Here is a 21,099-nt window from a genome sequence, read left to right on the forward strand (position 1 = left end):
ATTAATAAGATAAATCATGAAAAAGATATTCTATACAGCAAGTTGCTTTCTTCTTTCAGTCGTTTTGATGTCATGTGGAGGAGGATCAAAAAAAGCAGAAGATAACAAAGAGGCGCAAGCAGAAACAAAGGTTTCGGAGAATAAAGTTCCCGAATACAGGGTATTGGATAATCCTCAGGTAAATCTGGCGGATTATAAAAAAGACAAAGATGGCTTTATCGTCATTTTCGATGGCAAAGACATGAAGGGTTGGCGTGGTTACGGTAAAGATGCTATTCCTGCGAGGTGGACTGTAGATAACGGTGCAATCAAATTCACTGGTTCCGGAGGAGGTGAAGCTCAGAGTAGTGATGGAGGTGATTTAATCTTTACGCATAAGTTTAAGAACTTCGAACTCGAATTTGAGTGGAAAGTGGCAAAAGGCAGTAACTCTGGTATATTCTATCTGGCAAGAGAAGTACAAGCCAAAGATCCTAAATCCGGGGAATGGCGCATGGAACCTATTTATATTTCAGCTCCGGAAGCTCAGATTCTTGACAATGAAAACCACATTGATGCAAAAATGGGTAAGGACAATAACCGCCAATCCATGTCACTGTATGACATGATTCCGGCTGTGCCTCAAAACTCAAAACCATTTGGCGAATGGAACACCAGTAAAATTATGGTGTATAAAGGAACTGTGGTCCACGGTCAGAATGGTCAAAATGTTCTTGAGTATCATTTGTGGACTCAACAGTGGACTGATTTGTTACAGGCAAGCAAATTTGGTGAAGATAAATGGCCTCTTGCTTTTGAGTTGTTAAATAATGTGGGAGGACCGGAACGCGAAGGATATATCGGTCTTCAAGATCATGAAGATGATGTTTGGTTCCGTAATATCCGTGTGAAGATATTGGACTAAAGAATCAAAATGAAAATTGATATACAATTAGAAAATCAACATCATGAAATCTAGAAGTCGCTTATTGCTATTATTGACATTCTTTCTGATACTACCGAATATATCACATGCTCAGAAAAAAGGAAATGCAAAGAAAGATATTGCAATACAACTTTATTCTGTCAGAGAACGTATAGGAAGTCATGTTAGTAATCAATCAGGTAACTACAGTGTAGAATATGCAGCTATTTTAAAAGAGCTTGCACAAATAGGATATACAGCAGTTGAATCGGCTGGTTATCATGAAGGATTATTTTACGGAAGAAAGCCGGAGGTATTTAAGCAGGATGTAGAAGCTGCCGGACTGAAAGTATTATCTTCTCACTGTAACAAACATCTGACTGCGGAAGAACTAGCATCAGGAAATTTTTCCGAATCTCTAAAATGGTGGGATGCGTGTATCGCAGCACACAAAGCTGCAGGTATGACCTATGTAGTAGTACCATGGCTTGGCACTCCCCAAACTGTTAAAGAGTTGAAAACCTATTGTGATTACTATAATGAAATAGGTAGAAGATGCAAGCAGAACGGAATGAAGTTTGGCTATCATAACCATGCACATGAATTTGAAAAAGTTGAAAATAAAGTGGTGATGATGGATTATATGATAGAAAATACTGACCCGGAATATGTATTTATTGAAATGGATGTCTACTGGACGGTAGTAGGAAAGAGTAGTCCGGTTGATTATTTCAAGAAATATCCGAATCGCTTTACTGTTCTTCACATAAAAGACCATAGAGAAGTTGGACAAAGTGGAATGGTAGGCTTTGATGCTATCTTCAATCATGCAGATGTAGCTGGAGTAAAACATATTGTTGTTGAACTGGAAGGTCATACAGAGGGTTTGGAGAAAGGTCTCAAAACAAGTATTGACTATCTGTTAAAGGCTCCTTTTGTAAAGGCTAGTTACGGCAAGTAGTCTTTTGTCATCAGACAATTCATGCCTATTTCCCTTATTATTAAGTCTTAACGGCTTAAATATAACTTTGTGATTATTAATAAATTAGTTAGCTGGTTGCAACCAGCTAACTAAATATTTGTAGCTAAAAAGAATATTTTATTCAATTTGAGAGATTGATTTTAACCCTTCCGGAAATACCAAAATAGAAATGGCTAACTAAAATTTCTTTTCTTCTGAATGAATTCCATGTTGGCAGAAATTATCGAATACCTTCGCTCCTTCATTAATTCTACTAAGTGTTTATAACTCCAGTCTATTAACCTATTGACATATCCTATCCGCGATTATTGAGAATCCGAAAACAATCTTTTTATATTTGTACCAAGGAAGTAGCAATAATCTTCTTATATATATTAAACAATTAAAAAATAGTAGATATGAAAAAGTATGTATGTGAAGTATGTGGTTATGTATATGACCCTGCGTTAGGTGATCCTGATAGTGGAATAGAGCCCGGAACTGCTTTTGATGATATACCGGATGATTGGGTATGTCCACTCTGTGGAGTAGGGAAAGATGATTTTGTTTTAGTTGATTGATTAGAAGAGTAGAGGTTAGATTATATATTGATTAGTTTTAGTACAACCCAGCCATGGCTTAGTACTTAATTAAATTGAAAATCCGCATAAAAGATATCTTTATGCGGATTTTCTTATTAAATTTGATCTACTCTTCTCTTATGGACGATTTGAAAAAGATAATCCACATTGATATGGATGCATTTTATGCCTCCGTAGAACAGCGCGATAATCCTGAGCTGAAAGGCAAACCTATTGCCGTAGGCTATTCCGAGGAGAGGGGAGTGGTGGCTGCCGCCAGTTACGAAGCGCGTAAATACGGAGTACGTTCGACTATGCCATCTACAAGAGCCAAGCGTCTTTGTCCCGAATTGATATTCATTCCCGGCCGAATGGGAGTATATAAAGAAGTGTCCCGGCAAATTCACGAAATATTCCATGAATACACTGATTTGATAGAACCTTTATCGCTCGATGAAGCTTTTCTGGATGTAACGGAAAACAAACGGAATATTCTGTTGGCAGTCGACATTGCCAAAGAAATAAAGCACCGTATCTGTGAAGAACTGAACCTGGTTGCCTCTGCCGGGATTTCATATAATAAATTCCTGGCCAAAATCGCTTCCGATTATCGTAAACCCGACGGATTATGTACGATACATCCAAATCAGGCTATGGATTTTGTAGCCCGGTTGCCCATCGAATCATTTTGGGGCGTTGGTCCGGTCACAGCAAAGAAAATGCATTCTTTAGGCGTACATAATGGTAAATTACTTCGAGAATGCTCTTTGGATATGCTAACCCGTCATTTTGGAAAAGTAGGGAGTATTTACTATGATTTTTCCCGCGCGATAGACCTTCGTCCGGTAGAAGCCGTGCGGGTGAGAAAATCTATAGGATGCGAAACAACACTGATGAAGGATATAACCAAAACCTCGGCTGTGATTATCGAACTATATCACATTGCTACAGAGCTTGTTGCACGCTTGCAACGCAATGGTTTTAGAGGGAATACGCTTACACTGAAGATCAAATTCCACGATTTTAATCAGATCACACGAAGCTACACTCAATCTCAAGACCTGACAACGCTCGATTTGATACTCCCGCTGGCAAAACAATTATTAAAAGAAGTAGACTATAGTACACACCCCATACGGCTAATCGGACTATCTGTGTCTCATCCAAGAGATGAACACGAAGATGTAGGTATGGAACGAAAAATGTGGGAGCAGTTAAGCTTCGAGTTTAGTGATTGGAAAGATTAGAAGACAACATGAAAATCGTAGGATTATCTTCTCTGCCATTGAGGCTCTTCTTTTTATAGTTGATTTTCATTATTGTCCGTGAATTTTCCGATAATAATATCATTGTATTCCGGGAATTCAGAAACCAACTTCCTTCCTTTTCGCTTCCATTTTTGGTCTGTAGCGTATAGGTGCGGTTAGGAGAAATGGTTAATGTATGGCCATTGCCGCTATAAGTTCCGGTCATTGGCTGGATGCGGCGTTTGCTTTCGTTTATCTCTTTGATCTTCCTGATTATCAGATGAGTTTCGGGAGTTCCTTTAGCATTTAATTGAGGAGATAAATACCCTAAAAGCTTCACGTGAACAGGTATTCCTTTCTTCTTATTTATCTGCGGATACTCGGTACTGATCATCGCTTCCATTCCAGTCATATCTACAGGAATGATCGCTCCGGAAATGGATTCCTCGAAAAAAGTAGAATGATTAGAATAACAGAGATTACCTTCAAAGTATTGTTCGGTCGTTTGGGAGATTGTACTCATGTCCACATCTGCTATATCTTTAGACGAAGTTGCGCTATAACATAACAATACTAATATACATAGCACTGTAGATATAATGATAGTGTTGGTGGCAACTCTTTTCATAGCAAAACAATTAGAGCACTGGTGTGCAATAGGTTTCAAACGACACAAATATACAAATAAAAAAACACAAAGAATAAGATTTGCAATAAAAGGGAAGAAAAAGACAATAAAAAAGAGGAATCTGCAACAGATTCCTCTTTTAAAATATAGTTAGGTGTGTATTTACATGGCCAACTGTTTTGCCAACAGTTTTTGGAGTTTGCCATTCAGAAGCTGGCACATTGTCCCATTTCCCATTGCCTGGTATCTCTTAATGCGATACTGCAACATCATAATTTCATTTGCATTTGTTTTCATAATTTTCATCTTTCTTTTAATTTGTTCCTCACGTTTTGAAGAACGGTTTTACATCTTTCTTTTCTTATTAACGTTACAAAGATACGAAAAGTTCACGAATAATATGTTTTAAAACATAAAAATTTGGTGTTTGATGGTTTTTATCTCTTTAAAATGGCATTAAAGTGGTCTGTTGTTACGTTTATATTACATAACTTTGTGCACCATCATTTAACGATTGCTATGCTGAAGAAAATCCCACATACCTATACGATAATCTGTACCGTGATTCTGTTCTGTGCCGTGCTTTCATGGATTATTCCTGCCGGAGAGTATGCCCGGCAAACGGTAGAGGTCAATGGAGTATCCCGAACGGTAATTGTAGATCACTCCTTTCACGCTGTTCAGCAAACGCCTCAAACCTGGCAGGTATTCAGTTCCTTGCTTGAAGGTTTCGAACGACAGGCTGGTATTATTGCTTTTCTGTTAATTATAGGTGGTGCTTTTCAGATCATGAACAGTAGCCGGGCAATTGATGCCGGGATTTTTTCTTTCCTGAATTATACGAAAGGGTTGGAAAAACACCGCATTATTAAACGGGTAGGGGTGAATAACGTAGTTATTGCTTCTGTCATCACCTTGTTTAGCCTGTTCGGTGCCGTATTTGGTATGAGTGAAGAAACGCTGGCGTTTGTCATCATTATAGTACCTTTGGCTATATCTATGGGTTATGATTCCATCACCGGTATATGTATGGTATATGTAGCTGCGCATGTCGGTTTCTCCGGTGCTGTACTTAATCCGTTTACTATCGGGATTGCACAGGGATTGTCGGATTTACCCCTATTCTCTGGTTTTGAGTATCGTTTATTATGCTGGTTTATTCTAACTGCGACATTAATTGCCATTGTCTTGCGTTATGCCGGGCGAATAAAGAAAAATCCCAAGAAGTCGTTAATGTATGAAGCCGATGCGTATTGGCGCAAACGTGGTGAACATGCTGCTGAGCAGATTGATTATAAGACCACTCCTTCAGCCTGGATTGTTTACGGACTGATATTAGTCGCATTGATTGCATTCTCAGTTGTTTATCCGCAGAGTACCTTTACATTGGGCGAATATGCTTTTAGTTGCTATGCTTTGCCTGTTTCTACCGTACTTTTTGCCTTGTTTGGGCTTCTGGGACTACGAAAGTCTAATCACTTCTTCATCCTGTCTTTATTGGGATTCACCATCCTGTTCCTTGTTATCGGGGTGATGGCACACGGATGGTATCTGTCCGAGATCTCTGCTATATTCCTGGCTATGGGTGTGTTGTCGGGATTTGCTAATAGCGAAAAGACAGATACGATCATCAAGCAGTTTATGGATGGGGCAAAGGATATGCTGTCGGCTGCTATTGTTGTGGGGTTAGCTGGTGGAATTATTCAAATCCTTCAAAACGGACATATTATCGATCCCATCCTTCACTCTTTGGCATCGTTAATGGGAGAGGCCGGGAAACTTGTTTCTTTGGGAGCTATGTACCTGATTCAAACCCTGATAAATCTGATCATTCCATCCGGTTCGGCCAAGGCTGCGTTGACTATGCCGATTATGGCTCCATTTTCTGATGTGATAGGTATTTCCCGCCAGGCTACGGTAATGGCTTTTCAGTTTGGCGATGGTTTTACGAATATGATTACCCCTACATCGGCTGTACTGATGGGAGCATTAGGTATTGCCCGTATTCCCTATGAAGTCTGGGTGAAATGGTTCTGGCGTATATTGCTGTTCTTTATTATCCTGGGAATGGTGCTACTGATCCCGACAGCTTTATTACCATTGAATGGCTTCTAAAGCGTTAATCGTTTCTCGTACTCGTTGTGCAGTAGTTACGCTTTGCATGTATTCATCGGGCATTCCGGGACTATTCATTGAGACTTGCGTACTTCGGTGAATCATGTTGCTGTTCCGGTTTTCGCGGGCAGAGAAATGAAATTCTTTGGCTCCGCTTTCCATAGCTATCTGGCGTATATTGCTTTTGTTGATCCCACTTCCAGGAAGGGTGATGATGCGGTTGTTTGCTTTTTGGATTAACTCTTTTATTAATGAGAGGCCTTGCAATGCTGTTGGCTGCTGACCCGAGGTAAGGATACGGTTTACTCCAAGTTCAATCAGATCATTCAGGGCTAGATATGGATCGGCGCAAACATCAAATGCCCGGTGGAAAGTTACGGATAACCCTTGAGCGGATTCTATCAATCGTTTCGTTTTAGTTTTATCAATATGTCCATTGGGTGTCAGGCAGCCGAATACCACACCATCTACTCCAAGTTGATGTGCCATCTGAATATCTCTTTCCATGATCTGTATTTCCTGTTCTGTATACAGGAAATCACCACCCCGTGGACGGATGATAACATGAAGTTTGATATCAAGTAATTCTCTGGCCATAGCAATTTCTCCATACGAAGGGGTGGTTCCGCCTTCCGGTATTCCGGCGCAAAGCTCTACACGATGGGCGCCACCTTCTTGTGCTGCCAGGCAGCTTTCAACTGAGTTGGCACATATTTCGAATTGATAGTTCATTTTGGTAGAGGGGTATTAAAAAGCTGTCTCAGAACTCCTCATTTTCAAGAGGGAGGCTGTGTAAAACTCTGGAATAAATACGTCATTGCGAACCGTAGGTGAAGCAATCCAGTTCACAGGATATATAATCTGGATTGCTTCGTTCCTCGCAATGACGAATGGGAGTTTTTACACAGCCTCCCTCCAAAGAGTGAGGAGTTTTTAGACAGCCTCTAACTTTTTACTTCGCAAAGCTCACAGCACGCGTTTCGCGTATTACTGTGATTTTCACTTGTCCCGGATAAGTCATTTCATCCTGAATCTTCTTAGCGATTTCTCCGGATAGACTTTCGGTTTGTTTATCGTCAATCTTGTCGGCTCCTACGATAACACGTAGCTCACGACCCGCCTGGATGGCATAAGTCTTGGTCACACCAGGATAAGCCATTGCCAACTGTTCAAGATCGTTCAAACGTTTGATGTATGCTTCAACAATTTCGCGGCGTGCACCAGGGCGTGCTCCCGAAATAGCGTCACAAACCTGTACGATAGGGGCAAGTAAGCTGGTCATTTCGGTTTCATCATGGTGAGCACCGATTGCATTGCAGATGTCCGGCTTCTCTTTATATCTTTCGGCCAGTTTCATACCCAGAAGTGCGTGTGGCAATTCCGGCTCTTCATCGGGCACTTTACCAATATCGTGTAATAATCCGGCACGTTTTGCTTTCTTCGGATTAAGACCAAGTTCAGATGCCATCACAGCACAAAGGTTGGCTGTTTCGCGGGCATGTTGTAACAAGTTCTGTCCGTAAGACGAACGGTATTTCATTTTACCGATAATACGGATCAATTCAGGGTGTAAGCCGTGAATACCCAAGTCGATTGTTGTGCGCTTACCGGTTTCGATGATTTCTTCTTCTACCTGTTTGCGTACTTTGGCTACTACTTCCTCGATGCGTGCAGGGTGGATACGGCCGTCAATAACCAGTTGATGCAGAGCCAGACGGGCAATTTCACGACGTACCGGGTCGAATGCCGAAAGAACGATAGCTTCAGGGGTATCATCAACAACGATTTCCACTCCGGTAGCAGCTTCAAGCGCGCGGATGTTGCGTCCTTCGCGTCCGATGATACGTCCTTTAATTTCGTCTGATTCGATATGGAATACGGTAACAGAGTTTTCGATGGCCGTTTCTGTAGCCACACGCTGTATGGATTGTACTACGATGCGTTTGGCTTCTTTGTTGGCCGTCAACTTGGCATCATCCATAATGTCGTTTATGTACGAGTGTGCCATTGTTTTGGCTTCTTCTTTCAGAGATTCTACCAGGCGTTCTTTGGCTTCTTCTGCCGATAATCCGGAGATGGTTTCCAGTTTATTGATTTCCTGCTGTTGCAGTTTGTCCAGTTCTTCTTTCTTCTTATCTACGATAACCAGTTGGTTCTCCAGGTTTTCCCTGATAGAGTCTGCTTCATTCTTTTTACGTTGAACTTCTTCCTGGCGTTGGTTGATCACCATTTCGCGTTGTTTCAACTTATTTTCGGCTTGCTGGATCTTTTGGTTGCGTATTGAAACCTCTTTCTCAAGATCCGCTTTCTTATTGAGGAATTTCTCTTTTACCTCAAGCAGTTTGTTCTTTTTAATAACTTCTGCTTCAACCTCTGCTTCCTTTAGCACACTGTTGTATTTGGATTTCAGCACGTATCTGAACAATACGAAGCCAATGATTCCTCCTACAAGTAAGCATGCAACGGATGCTACTATTATTGCTGTCATTAGAATTAATTTATTATATAAATAAAAACGCACCACCGGACACTCATTACACATCATGAGTCTCCCAGTAGTGCGTGGATTTTCTTTTATTGGTTGAGGTATTACTCGCTTCTGAAATAATCTTCGAGTACTCCTGTCAATTCTTTAATCTTTTCCGTATACGGTACCGTATCATTTATTTCTTTTTCCTTCAGAGCTTCCAATGAGAACTGATAGGCTACCATGACTAAGATTTTCTCCAAATCCACAGTAGGGAACTTTTTACGGCGCTCATTAATTAGGAAATTGACTTGCTGTGCAGCTTTCCTTACCATTTCTTCGTCATCTAAACTTTGGATGAAGACAGGGTAAGTACCATCTGCCATATGCAGGTTTATCTTTATTTTATCGTTCATACATCAGGGCTTTATTCATTCAATAGAGCGATGCACTTATCGACTTCACGCACTAATTTTGACAATCGCAGCTTCGTTTCTTTTACGTCACTGCCGTTAAGGCTGATTGTCGTAGCTGTTTTTAGGTTAGTGTAGTTCGTCTTTAGCTGCCCGATTTCTTCCAACATCTTGACCTTTTCTTCTTTTTGCTCTTCAAGAAGTTGTTTTAATCTGTTATTTTCACGTTTCAATTCGTCGTGTAAATAGATTAAATGTCTAAGTCGGGCTTCAAAAGTACTTAATAACTTTTTTTCTTCTTCTGTCATTCTACACCAAAATTGTACACAAAATTACGATTAAACACGAGACTACAAAAACTTTTGGCTGGATTTTAGTGCTTATTAGGAAAAATATATGAGAGCCTCACCCCAGCCCTCTCCAAAGGATAGGGAGAAGGAAGTTACTAACGACTGACAATACTGGTCATCTATTCTTTCTCCCTCTCCTTTGGAGAGGACTGGGGTGAGGCTGCGGTTTTGAAGGAGAGAATATGATAAGAAACCCCCGCTGCAATGCAGAATAACAGGATTTTTAGCCAAAGCGGATCTACTACAAAAAAGATGCAATAGAGTATCGTAATCCATACCAATGAAACGGATATGATTTTGGCGCGTAGGGGGATAGCTTTGTTCTCGCGGAAATTGCGGATGTAGGTTCCCAGGTATTTATGGCTGATCAGCCAATGGTAAAGCCGGGGTGATCCTTTGAAATAGAGGGCGGCCGTGAGCAAAAGAAAAGGGGTAGTAGGTAATAGTGGTACAAAAATACCGATAATGCCAAGTGCTAAAGATATAGATCCTAAAATGATATAGAGGATATTCATGAACAAAATAATATCTGCATAGAAAAGTGGCAGCGGCACCTTGCCGCCCGCTGCACGGGAGGAGAGGCTCGAACTCCCGACACCTGGTTTTGGAGACCAGTGCTCTACCGACTGAGCTACTCCCGTGTTTGCGGCTGCAAAGGTAATGGTTTATTTAGAAATACAAAATTTATTTTAGAATTTCCCACTCTTGTTCTTTAAAACCTACCAGCACAGTCTTGTTTGTTACTACCAGCGGGCGTTTAACGAGTTTGCCATTCGTTGAAAGGATTTGGATTTGTTCTTCTTCGCTCATAGTAGGGAGTTTCTCTTTGAGTCCCAGTTCTTTATATACCAAACCGCTGGTGTTGAAGAATCTTTTTAGCGGCAGTCCGCTCATCGGAATCCACTTCTTTAGTTCTGCGACTGTAGGATTATTTCTTACAATCATCCGGTTGGTATACTCAATATTATTTTCGTCCAGCCATTTCTGGGCTTTCTGACATATGCTACATTTGGGATAGCATAAGAATAATGGTTTCATAATCTATTGGTTTTTAAATGATTTGTAATTCTTGTAACATTTTATGGTAGGCTTCGGCTTTGCTTTCCAGTTTCAACGGATATGCTCTCGAAGATGAAGGCATGCGGTAAAGACGCATCGGCTGTTTATTGTATATAAACTCAGCATAGCCGCCTACTTTGGGTTCGGCAACGTCGAATTGTTCGCGCAGTGTATCCGTTGCTTTTTGCCCTGTGGTTGCCATGGCGTGGCATAGCGGTAGCTGCTGTAACAACTCTTTGATGTCGGTTGGTTGGACAATTTCCAGGAATTTGTCCGAAGCGTTGTCCTGTAGCCGGCGTATCACGGTGGCTGTATCGAAAAGCGCAATTCCTTTTTCAGTCAGAAAATCGATGATGCGTTCGCGACAGAATGCTTTTCCGGATTCGGTAAGGAAATGTTCTTTATTGTTGAAGAAAATGATTCCCATAATGCGCCACATATCATTGTTGAGGTTTGGATAGTAAAAATCCATCGACCACCGCTTCTTTTGTGGAGGGAAGCTGCCTAGCATCAGCAATTTTGCTTGTGGGGGCAGAAAAGGAATGAGTGGATGGCTTTCGGCTATAATTGTGTCCATTTTTTGTATATTTCCTGTAAATATCGGGCTTTTAGTCGAGATATTCATGTAGAATACCTATTTTTGTCGCCTTAATTTAAGGTATAAGCTATGATGAAGAAAACGTTTTTTATTTTACTGTCCTCACTTTTTGTTTCCTGTACTGCACTTTTCGCTCAAAACATTCAGTTGCATTATGATTTTGGTCGTTCTTTTTATAGCGATGATTTGAGCGCGCGTCCCCGGTTGACTTCGACTGTTGAGAAATTCCATCCCGATAAGTGGGGAAGCACATTCTTTTTTGTAGATATGGACTATACCAGCAAGGGCGTGGTTTCTGCTTATTGGGAGATTGCACGCGAACTGCAATTCTGGAAAGGTCCGTTTTCTGCACATGTAGAATATAATGGCGGGTTGGCTAAGGAGTTTTCCTTTAATAATGCTTATCTGGTAGGGCCAACTTATACGTACAATAATACTTCTTTTTCTAAAGGATTTACGTTTACGGCCATGTATAAGTACATCCAGAAGCATGACACTCCCAACAACTTTCAGTTGACCGGAACCTGGTACCTGAATTTTTGCAATGACTTGTATACCTGTTCGGGTTTTGCCGATTTGTGGCGTGAAAAAACTGGTTTTGGCAGCATGATCTTTCTTACAGAACCACAGTTCTGGGTAAATCTGAATAAGGTTAAAGGGGTGAACGACAAGTTTAATCTAAGTGTTGGTTCTGAGGTAAAGGTCAGCACGAACTTCGTGGGAGACGGTTGGTACGTTGTTCCCACCCTGGCGCTTAAATGGACTTTATAAATTGAAAGTTGAAAGTTGAAAGTTGAAAATTGAAAGTTGCGATGCCGCATGGATAACTTTCAATTTTCAACTTTCATTTTTCAACTAATTAAGAGGTTACTGAACTCTTCCGTAATCTGAAAGCGGAAGGGCGGATATTCGTAAATGCGGAACCGCGGTTCGGTCTTTCCCTCTGTGTATTGCCAGATGGTGGCGTAGTCTTCCGAGTCTTCACCCAGCTTATCGAGTTGGCGCAGATAAGCAACTATGGATTTGTTTTCGACTATGAACACCGTTCCCATCTGATTGATGATCGGGCTGTGTCTTCGCGTGCCGTCATGATCAAATTGCAGGATACGTTGTCCATCTGGCGTGATGCCTACTGTCTTGAAAGTCATGCTTTTACCGATGCCAGGCAGATTTAGGACATTCCGGTCCGTAGCCAGGAAAGGCAGATGGTGGCGTTTCATAAACCGGCGAATGCGTTCGTCTACTTCCACACCATTTTCGAGTAGGTATACCAATTCTTCTTGTTGCGCATAGGTCATGCGACCGGCAATCTTTTCTTCTTTTTCTTCCTGAAGTGACCGGCTGTTTGGCGTAAATACGGCATAGTTTTCGTGGAAACCTTTTACGGAGAAGGTGTAGTAACAAACTACCCCCAGGCTATTCAACACCTGCCGCAGGCGGGTCGTATGTCCGCGGCGGGAAGCGGCTACGGTGTATACCAGCTGATTGGTAATGGTCCATCCGGCTGATATAATCTTTTTAATCGCATCGCGGGCTTGCGGGGTGACTTCGAGCGGCGACTGGAAATGTGTCTGAATCACAAATTGTTTTACGCCTACGACTGATGCTTTTTCTTTGAATTCTTTCAGAATCTCCACCAGGTTATCGTCTATACGCATGGGCAGGTAGGCGAGGAGTCGCGAACCTAAACGCACCCGTTGCAGTTCGGCGTATTTCTCTCCCGACGGACGCTCCCAGTTTGCTTTTTGCTTGCGGACGGCCATACGGTATACGGCATCCAGTATATTCCGCAGTGTCTTGTTCTGGCTCATCAAGGCATCGCCACCCGTAATCAGGATATCCCTGAGTTGGGTGTCTTCTTCGAAGTATATCATTAGCCTACGTAGTTTCTTGTCCCATGTTTCTTTGGGTGCCAGGGCTTCCAACTCAAAATTGAGGCGTTCGCTTTGGAAATCGTACATGCGTTGGCAAGATGCGCAAAGCCCTCCGCAGGCGCGTCCCATCGTATCCGGAATCAGGATGGCCACTTCCGGATAGCGCCTGTGAATGTTGTGTGCATTGGGTAACAGCCATCCGGCAGCGTTGGGTTTTCCGGCTTCTACGATATCTTCTTTCTCCCATGCGTGAATGTCTCCGTAGGTTTCGACCAACTCGGACGAGTAAAGAATGTAGCTTCTTATGGTTTCATCGTCATACACCTTTCCGGTATCCAGCAATGACAGATAATAAGGAGTCACAAAGAACGGAATGCCTTTCTTTTTGGCTCTGGCCAATACTTGCATGGTTTCTTCCGGAAGTGAGTTGTTCAGGAAGCGGTTCAACTCCGTGGGGCTTTTTATAGCCATACTTAGTTGAAAACGATAGTCGTTCCACCATTTATTTATGAGATCATACTTTTCTTGTTCCGAAATTCCGGCTGGAAACTGAAACCGTGATTGCGTGGGCGTTTTCCGGTTTTCCAGTTTATAGATGAGCAGTTTTATCATTCGCTCTTTATTCTCTTCGCGTACCCGGATTACGTTTTCGTCCAGTCCCGTAGGCCATCTTTCCGTGCGACTTTTGATTTTTATCATTGTCGATTTCTCGGGTGTTGGTTCGGTTAGTCTTTTAAATTGGTAAAACAGGTCGATAAACAAGTCTGTTTTAGTGGTTCCATTCGCCAATCCGCCTTTCAGGAATTGCCAAAGCAATGACAACGTTTGTATCTGAATGTGCTGTTCGGTAGAAAGTTCGTATACTTCCCTGCCGTCGAATTGAATGAATTGTCGAATTTGCTCACTGGCACTGCTCCCGGCATATTCTTTCAGAAATTCTTCCAGGCGATCTTTAAATTCATCTTCATCTTTACTCTCTGTTGCCAAAGTTGTAAGTGTGGGAAGTTCCTGATTATAGATTTGTTTTAATTGGGATAAAGTAAGTGAAAGCATTTTCTTTTGTTTCATGCGCATGTCTGATTTTAAAAGTTAATAAATGGTTAGTCTTATAAATATAACAAAAAAATGGGAGACCCGGTTTAAGGCCTCCCATGTAGGTGATATTCTTTACGATATTTTTTTCTTTGGTAACACTTTTGCTGTTTATCGTAAAGCAGCTATGGTTATGAATGCTTTATTCTTCGGGCTGTTTGTTCTTCGGTTCTTTTTTGGCCAGTAGAACAATGTGGTAAACGTATTCTGTCATCCACTTTTCGGAATACCCCAGGCGTTCTTTGTACTTGCGTACATCTGTTGCGGTTTTGTGTACATCGTCTTTCTTCCAAACGGTTTTGGTCACAACGTCATGCACGGTCTTTTCCGTCAAGGCATACAACGTCTTTTTGAATCTGCCGGGAATGCGGAATTTCCACTGCATCAGGTTGCCCATCAGCATCATCAGGTCATTCGAGAATCCCTGGAACAGGAACATATAAGATTGCACCTGTTGCTGGTTTTTGCAGTTCTTCTTCACCGAAGCGTCGATCTCTGCAAAGAAATTCTCGGTCAGGCCATAATCCTGCATCAACATCTTGCGTGCGCGCGATTTTTCTGCCACTCCCAATTTGCCCCCTTGTGTAGGCACCTTGAATGTGCGTTTGAAGTTAGCAACGTCGGGTACAAAGTTTATATTGGTGATACCCAGATTCATGGCTATAACGGACTGGAAGTATACACGGGTAAGTAACATGAAATCTTCTACATCGCCCACGCCTTTCGTCTCGGATTTCTTTCCGAATAGTTTTGAAAATATACTCATCTTGTTCTGTATTTTTTTAGATTGCCGCAAAAATACAAAATAAAAAAGAATCAACCTTGTACACTGGCGATTAAATAGCCGGCCGGACCGATATACTTTGGCACTATTTCATTTTAAACAGGAATCTTCTGTTCTCAAAAACCTGTTCGACGATGCCAAACCTGATGAATTTAGCAAGTAAATGTTCGGCCGCCCGGCGCGATATTCCGGCTTTGCGGCAATACCGGTTCAGGGATAACGGTGTTTCTCCTTCGAGCAGTTTAAGTAGCAGGTCTTCGCGTTCGGTAAAAGTGATCAGTTCGCCTGTGGCCTTTGCTTCCTGCTGCCATACCCTGAGTTGTACGGGGGTAGCCAGAATGTTTTCATCGTCAATGCGTACATAAGCCAGCAGTTTACTGCTTTCGTCTTTGGCGTATACCGGTTTTAGTTCGCTTTCGCAGATTTCGGCTATCAGTACTTGTTTGTTACTTACAGTATATGTTTTTAGCGTGTACTCCACTTTTGGGAAGCAGTACATATCTGCCGCTGCTTCTATCATATAAGCTTCCTCTTCCGAACGCACACCGGCAATTTTACCGTTGTCTTTTACTCCGATAAGCAGCTGTCCCCCTTTGGTGTTGGCGAATGCCGAAAAAGTACGGGCAATTTTACGTGCATCGGATATTTCGTATTTAAAATCCTGCTGTTGGTGTTCGCCTTTTGCGATTAACCCCTGTACGTATTCTGAGTCTGTGAACGGTTTCATGGCGACAAAAGTAGATAAAAATTATATAAAACTTGTTTTTTCTGCTCTTTTCGAGGAATTAACGAAAAAAAGTGTGCTAAAAATGCGCTCTATTTAAAGAAAGAATGTATTTTTGCCCATCATTATTAACGTAGTAATATTTAGTAATCATGAAAGAACTAGTGGAAAAAGTGGCTGCTCTTGTAGCCGAATTTAACAAAGATGCAGCAGCTCAAATCGAAAACGGTAACAAAGCTGCAGGAACTCGTGCTCGTAAAGCTTCATTGGAAATTGAAAAGCTAATGAAAGAATTCAGAAAAGCATCTTTGGACGCTTCTAAGAAGTAATTCCAGATTATCAGGAAAGAAATGAAAAAGGGCTATCAGTATTGGTAGTTCTTTTTTTTTGTATATATACAAATGGTGGTTAAAAGGAGACTGTAAAGCGGACTGTTATTTGCTCAGTGAAGAATCTATCCGCAGAAGGAAATTATCCCAAAGAGAGGGATTTGCTGTAGGGGCGGTTCGCGAACCGCCCAAGCCCTAGGGAATAGTCTTCTGTGTGTTATTGGGCGGTTCGCGAACCGCCCCTACAGTAATCAAAGACTTTTAGGATAGCGTTTTGCCTCGGGTTAGAATTCTTTCTTAAGACGTTCCAGGATATTGAAAACGGCAGGACAGGTTTGTGCGTTTCGAATAGTAAGCCCATGAATCTGGTAGAACTTCTTCCTGTCGGTATGCGGATACTCCCTGCATGCTTTGGGGCGGTCTTCATAAATAAAGCAGAAATTATCATTGCCAAGGAAAGGGCAGGGCATAGACTTGAACACATAGTCATTGTCCTCGTCGATACGCAGGTATTGGTTGATCACTTCCACCGGTTTCATCCGCAATGATTTGGCTATTCGTTCAATGTCTTTGTCTGTGATGCGTGGTCCCAATGTACGGCAGCAATTCCCACATTCCAGGCAATTTGTCGCCTCAAATTCCTCCTCATGGAATACGTGAATAACATCGTCCAGTTCACGCATCCGGCTTTTCTTTATGGATTTGAAAAAGGCTTTGGTTTCTTTTTCGTTTTTCTTTGCTCTCTCTTGAAGGGTATTTAAATCCATTGTATTTAGTCGTTAGAAGCTAGAAGCTAGTAGTCAGTAGCTAGGTTTTATATATACCTTTTGATTAAGCGTTCAACCATTGGTCTTACTACTAGCTTCTAGCTCCTAGCTACTTGCCCGGCAAAGATAAGTTAAAATTCGCAGTGGCACGTTGCCGCCGTTGCAAATTTGGCATAATATATGTAGTTTTGAAGAATGAATGCAGATGTTCTTCATAAGCTAAAAGTTCTGGCCGAGTCGGCAAAATATGATGTGTCGTGCTCATCCAGCGGTACTGTCCGTGCGAATAAACCCGGCGGACTGGGCAATACCGTTGGTGGAATGGGCATTTGCCATAGCTTTGCCGAAGACGGGCGATGTATCTCTCTTCTGAAGATCATGCTGACCAACTACTGCATTTATGACTGTGCCTACTGCATCAACCGGAGGAGCAATGACATTCCCCGGGCCACCTTTTCGGTGACCGAACTGGTGAACCTGACGATTGAGTTTTATCGCCGCAATTATATCGAAGGACTTTTCCTGAGTTCGGGTGTAGTGCGCAATCCCGATTATACCATGGAGCGTCTGGTACGGATAGCCAAAGACTTGCGGTTGCAACACCGTTTTAACGGATACATTCACCTGAAAAGCATTCCCGGTGCCAGCAGAGAATTGGTCAATGAAGCCGGATTGTATACCGATCGTTTAAGTGTAAACATTGAGATTCCCAACGAACAAAGCTTGAAACGGTTAGCGCCCGAGAAAGACTTCCAGAGTGTATTTCAACCCATGAAATACATTCAGCAAGGTGTGTTGGAAAGCACGGAAGAACGGAAGAAATTCCGGTCGGCTCCTCGTTTCGCTCCTGCCGGGCAAAGCACACAAATGATTGTCGGAGCTTCGGCCGAGACGGATAAAGATATCCTGTTTCTTTCTTCTGCTTTATACCAAAGACCTACTATGCGCAGGGTGTATTATTCCGGTTACGTTTCCGTGAACGAATATGATAAACGTCTGCCAGCCTTAAAACAACCACCATTGGTTCGTGAAAACCGTTTATATCAGGCCGATTGGTTGTTGCGCTTCTATCAATTCAAAGTCCATGAGATTGTGGACGATGCTTACCCGGATCTGGATCTCGAAGTCGATCCCAAACTGGCATGGGCATTGCGTCATCCCGAGCAGTTTCCGGTAGATGTGAATAAAGCCGATTATGAAATGTTATTGCGCATACCGGGAATCGGGGTTAAATCTGCAAAGTTGATCGTGACTTCGCGCAGGTTCTCCAAGCTGGGCATGTATCAGCTTAAAAAGATTGGTGTGGTTATGAAGAAAGCGCAATATTTTATCACCACCCATGAACTGGGTATGCGTTCCATCAATGAACTGAAACCCGAAAATGTCCGTACACTGCTACTTCCTCAACCTAAAAAGAAGGTAGACGACAGGCAATTAACACTACTCTTTACCGACGAATGATTGTTTTCACTTACGATAAAACCTTTGATGGGTTGTTGACTACCGTATTCGATGCCTATTTCCGTAAAACCTTTCCGGACGTGTTGTTGCAGGAAGGGGAGCCTTTACCTTTGTTTTATGATGAAGTGGTAGAAGTGGTTGCGGACGAAGAAAAGTCGGGTAGGGTATGGAGAGGCCTGCAAAAGAAATTATCAGCTTCTGCTCTCTCCATGATTACTACGTGTTGGTTATCCGAATTGCCGGAGATTGACCATATGTTATTTCGTTATATCCGTAAGGCGATTGACTCACCTATTTCTATAGAGGTGAATTTTGCCGATCCGGATGTATTGGAGTTATCCAAAGTTTGGAAGAGAGTAAATTGGGAGAAAACCCGTATTGTGCAGTTTACCCGTTTCCAGAAAGCTGCCGATGGTACTTTCTTTGCTCCTTTTGAACCGGTGTATAATGCGTTGCCGCTTACGATTCACCATTTCAAAGACCGGTTTGCCGATCAGAGGTGGTTAATCTATGACCTGAAACGACAGTATGGCTATTATTATGACTTGCAAGATGTAACAGAGGTAACTTTTGATAGCCCTGAGGCCCATTTCGTGACCGGCATGTTGGATGAAAGCATCATGGCCGAAGATGAGAAGATGCTTCAACAACTCTGGAAAACGTACTTCAAGTCTATTGCAATCAAAGAACGGATGAATCCCCGCCTACATAAACAACATATACCCGTCCGCTACTGGAAATACCTGACCGAAAAACAAAAGTAAAAAGCGCTTCTTTTAATCAATCACCCATTTTTTATAATGAGGATTGATTTTCTTTGGATTGTAGTTCATACCATCCTGATCCAGTATCTTCAAAGTGTATGTACGTCCGCTTTTATTTTCCAGACTTGTACTTCGTAGCCAAGGGTTGGCATCTTTGAGCTGCGCATAAGATACACCATTCTCTTTGGCAAATTTCGCCAGATCGTCAATGCCCGTAGTCACTTTTAGTTCTTTGTATGGAAGTGGTGGGTATAATTGCTCCTTTTTAATCAGGAAACCATAAGCTTGCGGATCTTGTAATACCAGTTTGGCTGCCATGATACGGAACATATAGCGGGAGGTTTCTTCTACCAGCCAAAGGTCGACTGCGCGTGTGGCCAGTTGCTTGTTCAGTTCACCACTAATACGTCCGTTGCCGGCGTTGTATGCGGCGGCTACTGTCAGCCAGTCGCCATAGCGGTTATAGGATTCCTTTAGATATTTGCATGCTGCCCGCGTCGATTTTTCTACATGATAGCGTTCGTCGATATTGTTATTCACTTCCAATCCCTTCTCGCGTCCGGTGGCTTGCATGAACTGCCATAGTCCGGCTGCTCCGGCATGAGAGCGTGCCAGGGTGTTCAGGTTACTTTCAATGACCATCAGATATTTGAAATCATCGGGTATATTGTTCTCCTTTAAAATAGGTTCCACCACCGGGAAGAACCGGTTTGCGCGCTTTACCAAAAGCATGGTGGTGGAGTGCATATAGGTAAATGCCATCATTTCGCGATCCATACGTTCGCGCAGGTCATATCGTTCCAGATCAACCTTCTGTCCGGCGAAAGTTGCTTCCTGGGGCACTATCGGAGGGCTTACACAGTAAGGAACCTGTGATTTGGCGGAATGGTTTTCGTCTACTTCTGTATTACTGAATAAAAAAGGGGTGGTTGCACCTATAATTACAGCTATTAAAAGGGTAATAAGGATATGGGTTTTATTTTTTTTCATTCTTTCTATGTCATTTTATGTTGATTCAGCCTACAAAGCTAGCTAAAAAACGTGATTCGTATTATATGGTTTGATACAAAAAATGTTTTATTTTCTATTTCCAAATCCAAAAGACGTTATGGATTGTTATAATATTAAACACTTTAAAAATTAAATTATTATGGAATATGAAATAACGCATTTGCCGGAGATGAACAAGTTTGTAACCGAAGTAGACGGGGAAACTGCATATGTAGAATATACTATTTATGAGAATTACCTGAATATCGCCCATACCTATGTACCTCGTGAGATTGGGGGCCGTGGAGTGGCAGCCGCTTTGGTGGAGGCTACCTATAAATATGCTTTAGAGAAAGAACTGAAACCTCAGGCTACTTGTTCTTATGCGGTATTATGGTTGAGAAGGCATCCTGAGTTTATGGAATAATATAGTTGGTCAACATTCAAAATAGTAAATATGGAAATACAGATTCCCCGTTCGGATAAAAAACGTGTTGTTATTATAGGTGGTGGTTTTGGTGGGTTAGCTTTAGCTAATAAACTAGACAATGATGGAGGCGATTCAGCAAGGGCATCTTTTGGCTAAGAATCTTAAACGGATGCAGAAAAATGAGTCATTGTCTGTGTTCCATTATAATAACCAAGGTTCATTGGCTACCATTGGGCGTAATAAGGCGGTGGCAGACCTGAAGAAACTAAAACTTCATGGTTTTACCGCCTGGGCGGTATGGATGTTGGTTCACCTACGCTCTATTTTAGGTGTGCGGAATAAATTAACGGTTCTGTTCGACTGGGTCTGGAATTATTTTACATATGACCAGTCTATGCGTTTTATACTATTTATAAAACCCCGTAAAGGTTCTAAGATATAACGAAGCAAAATATAATTATTAGTGGCTTTTAGACAGCCACTAATATATTAGTTGAATGATTTATGGTCTTTTTTGAACTAAAATCCATCTTGTTTTTCCCATATTAGTCTTACTTTAGC

25 protein-coding genes, 1 tRNA gene and 1 pseudogene are annotated in these 21,099 nt (G+C 42.0%); 12 read left to right on the forward strand and 15 right to left on the reverse strand.

Translation table 11 applies throughout. The features are described 5' to 3' along the window. The first annotated feature begins 16 nt into the window (after positions 1-16). The 4 genes from D0T87_RS02950 (at position 17) to dinB (ending at position 3,693) form a co-directional block, all read left to right on the forward strand. Positions 17-904, forward strand: coding sequence for a DUF1080 domain-containing protein (locus D0T87_RS02950; RefSeq protein ID WP_163172673.1), 888 nt, complete (start codon positions 17-19; stop codon positions 902-904). A 43-nt stretch (positions 905-947) separates the two neighbouring features. After that, entirely contained in the window at positions 948-1,865 is a 918-nt protein-coding gene (locus D0T87_RS02955) for a sugar phosphate isomerase/epimerase (RefSeq protein ID WP_163172675.1), read from the forward strand. 419 nt (positions 1,866-2,284) lie between these two features. Beyond that, a complete protein-coding gene (gene rd, locus D0T87_RS02960; protein WP_163172677.1) occupies positions 2,285-2,446 on the forward strand; it encodes a rubredoxin in 162 nt (53 codons plus the stop codon). 140 nt (positions 2,447-2,586) lie between these two features. After that, entirely contained in the window at positions 2,587-3,693 is a 1,107-nt protein-coding gene (gene dinB, locus D0T87_RS02965) for a DNA polymerase IV (protein ID WP_163172679.1), read from the forward strand. On the opposite strand, the gene D0T87_RS02970 is transcribed toward dinB, so the two are convergent. After that, positions 3,674-4,321 carry a hypothetical protein gene (locus D0T87_RS02970; RefSeq protein WP_163172681.1) on the reverse strand — a complete coding sequence of 216 codons (648 nt, stop codon included), beginning with the start codon at positions 4,319-4,321 and terminating at the stop codon, positions 3,674-3,676. The two genes, dinB and D0T87_RS02970, sit on opposite strands and share 20 nt — an antisense overlap. A gap of 162 nt (positions 4,322-4,483) precedes the next feature. Further along, positions 4,484-4,618 (reverse strand): hypothetical protein, encoded by a 135-nt coding sequence (locus D0T87_RS24845; RefSeq protein WP_255495840.1) that lies wholly within the window; start codon positions 4,616-4,618, stop codon positions 4,484-4,486. 222 nt (positions 4,619-4,840) lie between these two features. Here D0T87_RS24845 and D0T87_RS02975 point away from each other — a divergent pair, with 222 nt between their 5' ends. Continuing rightward, positions 4,841-6,436, forward strand: a complete 1,596-nt coding sequence (locus D0T87_RS02975; RefSeq protein WP_163172683.1) for a YfcC family protein — start codon at positions 4,841-4,843, stop codon at positions 6,434-6,436. Here D0T87_RS02975 and D0T87_RS02980 read toward each other — a convergent pair. From D0T87_RS02980 to D0T87_RS03015, 8 genes are all read right to left on the reverse strand, one after another. Beyond that, positions 6,416-7,168, reverse strand: coding sequence for a copper homeostasis protein CutC (locus D0T87_RS02980; RefSeq protein ID WP_163172685.1), 753 nt, complete (start codon positions 7,166-7,168; stop codon positions 6,416-6,418). The genes D0T87_RS02975 and D0T87_RS02980 overlap by 21 nt on opposite strands. A gap of 220 nt (positions 7,169-7,388) precedes the next feature. Next, positions 7,389-8,924, reverse strand: a complete 1,536-nt coding sequence (gene rny, locus D0T87_RS02985) for a ribonuclease Y (RefSeq protein ID WP_163172687.1) — start codon at positions 8,922-8,924, stop codon at positions 7,389-7,391. A 101-nt stretch (positions 8,925-9,025) separates the two neighbouring features. Further along, a complete protein-coding gene (locus D0T87_RS02990) occupies positions 9,026-9,319 on the reverse strand; it encodes a cell division protein ZapA (RefSeq protein WP_163172688.1) in 294 nt (97 codons plus the stop codon). Positions 9,320-9,330: 11 nt separating this feature from the next. Beyond that, complete coding sequence (locus D0T87_RS02995; protein WP_163172690.1) at positions 9,331-9,624, reverse strand: hypothetical protein; 294 nt, start codon at positions 9,622-9,624, stop codon at positions 9,331-9,333. Between the two features lie 161 nt (positions 9,625-9,785). Beyond that, positions 9,786-10,181, reverse strand: coding sequence for a YbaN family protein (locus D0T87_RS03000; RefSeq protein ID WP_163172692.1), 396 nt, complete (start codon positions 10,179-10,181; stop codon positions 9,786-9,788). A 53-nt stretch (positions 10,182-10,234) separates the two neighbouring features. Then, a tRNA-Trp gene (locus D0T87_RS03005) sits at positions 10,235-10,307 on the reverse strand. 43 nt (positions 10,308-10,350) lie between these two features. Beyond that, entirely contained in the window at positions 10,351-10,704 is a 354-nt protein-coding gene (locus D0T87_RS03010; RefSeq protein WP_163172694.1) for an arsenate reductase family protein, read from the reverse strand. A 13-nt stretch (positions 10,705-10,717) separates the two neighbouring features. Then, a complete protein-coding gene (locus tag D0T87_RS03015; protein WP_163172696.1) occupies positions 10,718-11,302 on the reverse strand; it encodes a uracil-DNA glycosylase family protein in 585 nt (194 codons plus the stop codon). Between the two features lie 93 nt (positions 11,303-11,395). Between D0T87_RS03015 and D0T87_RS03020 the strand changes: the two genes are divergently transcribed. Further along, positions 11,396-12,094, forward strand: a complete 699-nt coding sequence (locus D0T87_RS03020) for a DUF5020 family protein (protein WP_163172860.1) — start codon at positions 11,396-11,398, stop codon at positions 12,092-12,094. 80 nt (positions 12,095-12,174) lie between these two features. Here the strand turns inward: D0T87_RS03020 and D0T87_RS03025 are convergent, their stop codons facing one another. From D0T87_RS03025 to D0T87_RS03035, 3 genes are all read right to left on the reverse strand, one after another. Then, positions 12,175-14,265 (reverse strand): KamA family radical SAM protein, encoded by a 2,091-nt coding sequence (locus tag D0T87_RS03025; protein ID WP_163172698.1) that lies wholly within the window; start codon positions 14,263-14,265, stop codon positions 12,175-12,177. 166 nt (positions 14,266-14,431) lie between these two features. Then, positions 14,432-15,055 carry a hypothetical protein gene (locus D0T87_RS03030; protein WP_163172699.1) on the reverse strand — a complete coding sequence of 208 codons (624 nt, stop codon included), beginning with the start codon at positions 15,053-15,055 and terminating at the stop codon, positions 14,432-14,434. Positions 15,056-15,158: 103 nt separating this feature from the next. Next, positions 15,159-15,800, reverse strand: a complete 642-nt coding sequence (locus D0T87_RS03035; protein WP_163172701.1) for a helix-turn-helix domain-containing protein — start codon at positions 15,798-15,800, stop codon at positions 15,159-15,161. 149 nt (positions 15,801-15,949) lie between these two features. On the opposite strand from D0T87_RS03035, the gene D0T87_RS03040 reads away from it, so the two are divergent. Then, the gene (locus D0T87_RS03040) at positions 15,950-16,126 is read left to right on the forward strand and encodes a histone H1 (protein WP_163172703.1); all 177 of its coding nucleotides are present in this window, start codon (positions 15,950-15,952) and stop codon (positions 16,124-16,126) included. A 284-nt stretch (positions 16,127-16,410) separates the two neighbouring features. Here the strand turns inward: D0T87_RS03040 and D0T87_RS03045 are convergent, their stop codons facing one another. Then, positions 16,411-16,893, reverse strand: coding sequence for a YkgJ family cysteine cluster protein (locus D0T87_RS03045; RefSeq protein ID WP_163172705.1), 483 nt, complete (start codon positions 16,891-16,893; stop codon positions 16,411-16,413). Positions 16,894-17,088: 195 nt separating this feature from the next. Here D0T87_RS03045 and D0T87_RS03050 point away from each other — a divergent pair, with 195 nt between their 5' ends. Both D0T87_RS03050 and D0T87_RS03055 read left to right on the forward strand, forming a co-directional pair. Continuing rightward, positions 17,089-18,354 (forward strand): putative DNA modification/repair radical SAM protein, encoded by a 1,266-nt coding sequence (locus D0T87_RS03050; RefSeq protein WP_163172707.1) that lies wholly within the window; start codon positions 17,089-17,091, stop codon positions 18,352-18,354. Continuing rightward, positions 18,351-19,118, forward strand: coding sequence for a TIGR03915 family putative DNA repair protein (locus D0T87_RS03055; RefSeq protein WP_163172709.1), 768 nt, complete (start codon positions 18,351-18,353; stop codon positions 19,116-19,118). The genes D0T87_RS03050 and D0T87_RS03055 overlap by 4 nt, the downstream gene beginning before the upstream one ends. A gap of 12 nt (positions 19,119-19,130) precedes the next feature. Here the strand turns inward: D0T87_RS03055 and D0T87_RS03060 are convergent, their stop codons facing one another. Beyond that, positions 19,131-20,108: a lytic transglycosylase domain-containing protein gene (locus tag D0T87_RS03060; RefSeq protein ID WP_163172711.1), complete on the reverse strand. Its 978-nt coding sequence runs from the start codon at positions 20,106-20,108 to the stop codon at positions 19,131-19,133. A 160-nt stretch (positions 20,109-20,268) separates the two neighbouring features. On the opposite strand from D0T87_RS03060, the gene D0T87_RS03065 reads away from it, so the two are divergent. From D0T87_RS03065 to D0T87_RS03070, 3 genes and pseudogenes are all read left to right on the forward strand, one after another. Then, a complete protein-coding gene (locus D0T87_RS03065; RefSeq protein WP_163172713.1) occupies positions 20,269-20,535 on the forward strand; it encodes a GNAT family N-acetyltransferase in 267 nt (88 codons plus the stop codon). A 30-nt stretch (positions 20,536-20,565) separates the two neighbouring features. Next, complete coding sequence (locus D0T87_RS24850; RefSeq protein WP_255495841.1) at positions 20,566-20,694, forward strand: hypothetical protein; 129 nt, start codon at positions 20,566-20,568, stop codon at positions 20,692-20,694. Next, positions 20,666-20,980 (forward strand): annotated as a pseudogene (locus D0T87_RS03070) (NAD(P)/FAD-dependent oxidoreductase); the annotation flags it as partial. The gene D0T87_RS24850 and the pseudogene D0T87_RS03070, both read left to right, overlap by 29 nt. Positions 20,981-21,099: the final 119 nt, after the last annotated feature.

It is taken from the genome of Bacteroides sp. 51 (genome assembly GCF_010500965.1).
In the GTDB taxonomy this organism is placed as follows: Bacteria; Bacteroidota; Bacteroidia; order Bacteroidales; family Bacteroidaceae; genus Bacteroides.

Bases quoted from the DNA above. Each gene is read 5' to 3' on its own strand.
- D0T87_RS03010 (WP_163172694.1), bottom strand. From the start codon at position 10,704: ATGAAACCATTATTCTTATGCTATCCCAAATGTAGCATATGTCAGAAA.
- D0T87_RS02970 (WP_163172681.1), bottom strand. From the start codon at position 4,321: ATGAAAAGAGTTGCCACCAACACTATCATTATATCTACAGTGCTATGT.
- D0T87_RS03000 (WP_163172692.1), bottom strand. From the start codon at position 10,181: ATGAATATCCTCTATATCATTTTAGGATCTATATCTTTAGCACTTGGC.
- D0T87_RS03055 (WP_163172709.1), top strand. From the start codon at position 18,351: ATGATTGTTTTCACTTACGATAAAACCTTTGATGGGTTGTTGACTACC.
- D0T87_RS02980 (WP_163172685.1), bottom strand. From the start codon at position 7,168: ATGAACTATCAATTCGAAATATGTGCCAACTCAGTTGAAAGCTGCCTG.
- D0T87_RS02995 (WP_163172690.1), bottom strand. From the start codon at position 9,624: ATGACAGAAGAAGAAAAAAAGTTATTAAGTACTTTTGAAGCCCGACTT.
- D0T87_RS03065 (WP_163172713.1), top strand. From the start codon at position 20,269: ATGGAATATGAAATAACGCATTTGCCGGAGATGAACAAGTTTGTAACC.
- D0T87_RS02975 (WP_163172683.1), top strand. From the start codon at position 4,841: ATGCTGAAGAAAATCCCACATACCTATACGATAATCTGTACCGTGATT.
- D0T87_RS02955 (WP_163172675.1), top strand. From the start codon at position 948: ATGAAATCTAGAAGTCGCTTATTGCTATTATTGACATTCTTTCTGATA.
- D0T87_RS03020 (WP_163172860.1), top strand. From the start codon at position 11,396: ATGAAGAAAACGTTTTTTATTTTACTGTCCTCACTTTTTGTTTCCTGT.
- D0T87_RS02950 (WP_163172673.1), top strand. From the start codon at position 17: ATGAAAAAGATATTCTATACAGCAAGTTGCTTTCTTCTTTCAGTCGTT.
- D0T87_RS24845 (WP_255495840.1), bottom strand. From the start codon at position 4,618: ATGAAAACAAATGCAAATGAAATTATGATGTTGCAGTATCGCATTAAG.
- D0T87_RS02990 (WP_163172688.1), bottom strand. From the start codon at position 9,319: ATGAACGATAAAATAAAGATAAACCTGCATATGGCAGATGGTACTTAC.
- rny (WP_163172687.1), bottom strand. From the start codon at position 8,924: ATGACAGCAATAATAGTAGCATCCGTTGCATGCTTACTTGTAGGAGGA.
- D0T87_RS24850 (WP_255495841.1), top strand. From the start codon at position 20,566: ATGGAAATACAGATTCCCCGTTCGGATAAAAAACGTGTTGTTATTATA.
- D0T87_RS03030 (WP_163172699.1), bottom strand. From the start codon at position 15,055: ATGAGTATATTTTCAAAACTATTCGGAAAGAAATCCGAGACGAAAGGC.
- D0T87_RS03040 (WP_163172703.1), top strand. From the start codon at position 15,950: ATGAAAGAACTAGTGGAAAAAGTGGCTGCTCTTGTAGCCGAATTTAAC.
- D0T87_RS03050 (WP_163172707.1), top strand. From the start codon at position 17,089: ATGAATGCAGATGTTCTTCATAAGCTAAAAGTTCTGGCCGAGTCGGCA.
- D0T87_RS03060 (WP_163172711.1), bottom strand. From the start codon at position 20,108: ATGAAAAAAAATAAAACCCATATCCTTATTACCCTTTTAATAGCTGTA.
- rd (WP_163172677.1), top strand. From the start codon at position 2,285: ATGAAAAAGTATGTATGTGAAGTATGTGGTTATGTATATGACCCTGCG.
- dinB (WP_163172679.1), top strand. From the start codon at position 2,587: ATGGACGATTTGAAAAAGATAATCCACATTGATATGGATGCATTTTAT.
- D0T87_RS03025 (WP_163172698.1), bottom strand. From the start codon at position 14,265: ATGAAACAAAAGAAAATGCTTTCACTTACTTTATCCCAATTAAAACAA.
- D0T87_RS03015 (WP_163172696.1), bottom strand. From the start codon at position 11,302: ATGGACACAATTATAGCCGAAAGCCATCCACTCATTCCTTTTCTGCCC.
- D0T87_RS03045 (WP_163172705.1), bottom strand. From the start codon at position 16,893: ATGGATTTAAATACCCTTCAAGAGAGAGCAAAGAAAAACGAAAAAGAA.
- D0T87_RS03035 (WP_163172701.1), bottom strand. From the start codon at position 15,800: ATGAAACCGTTCACAGACTCAGAATACGTACAGGGGTTAATCGCAAAA.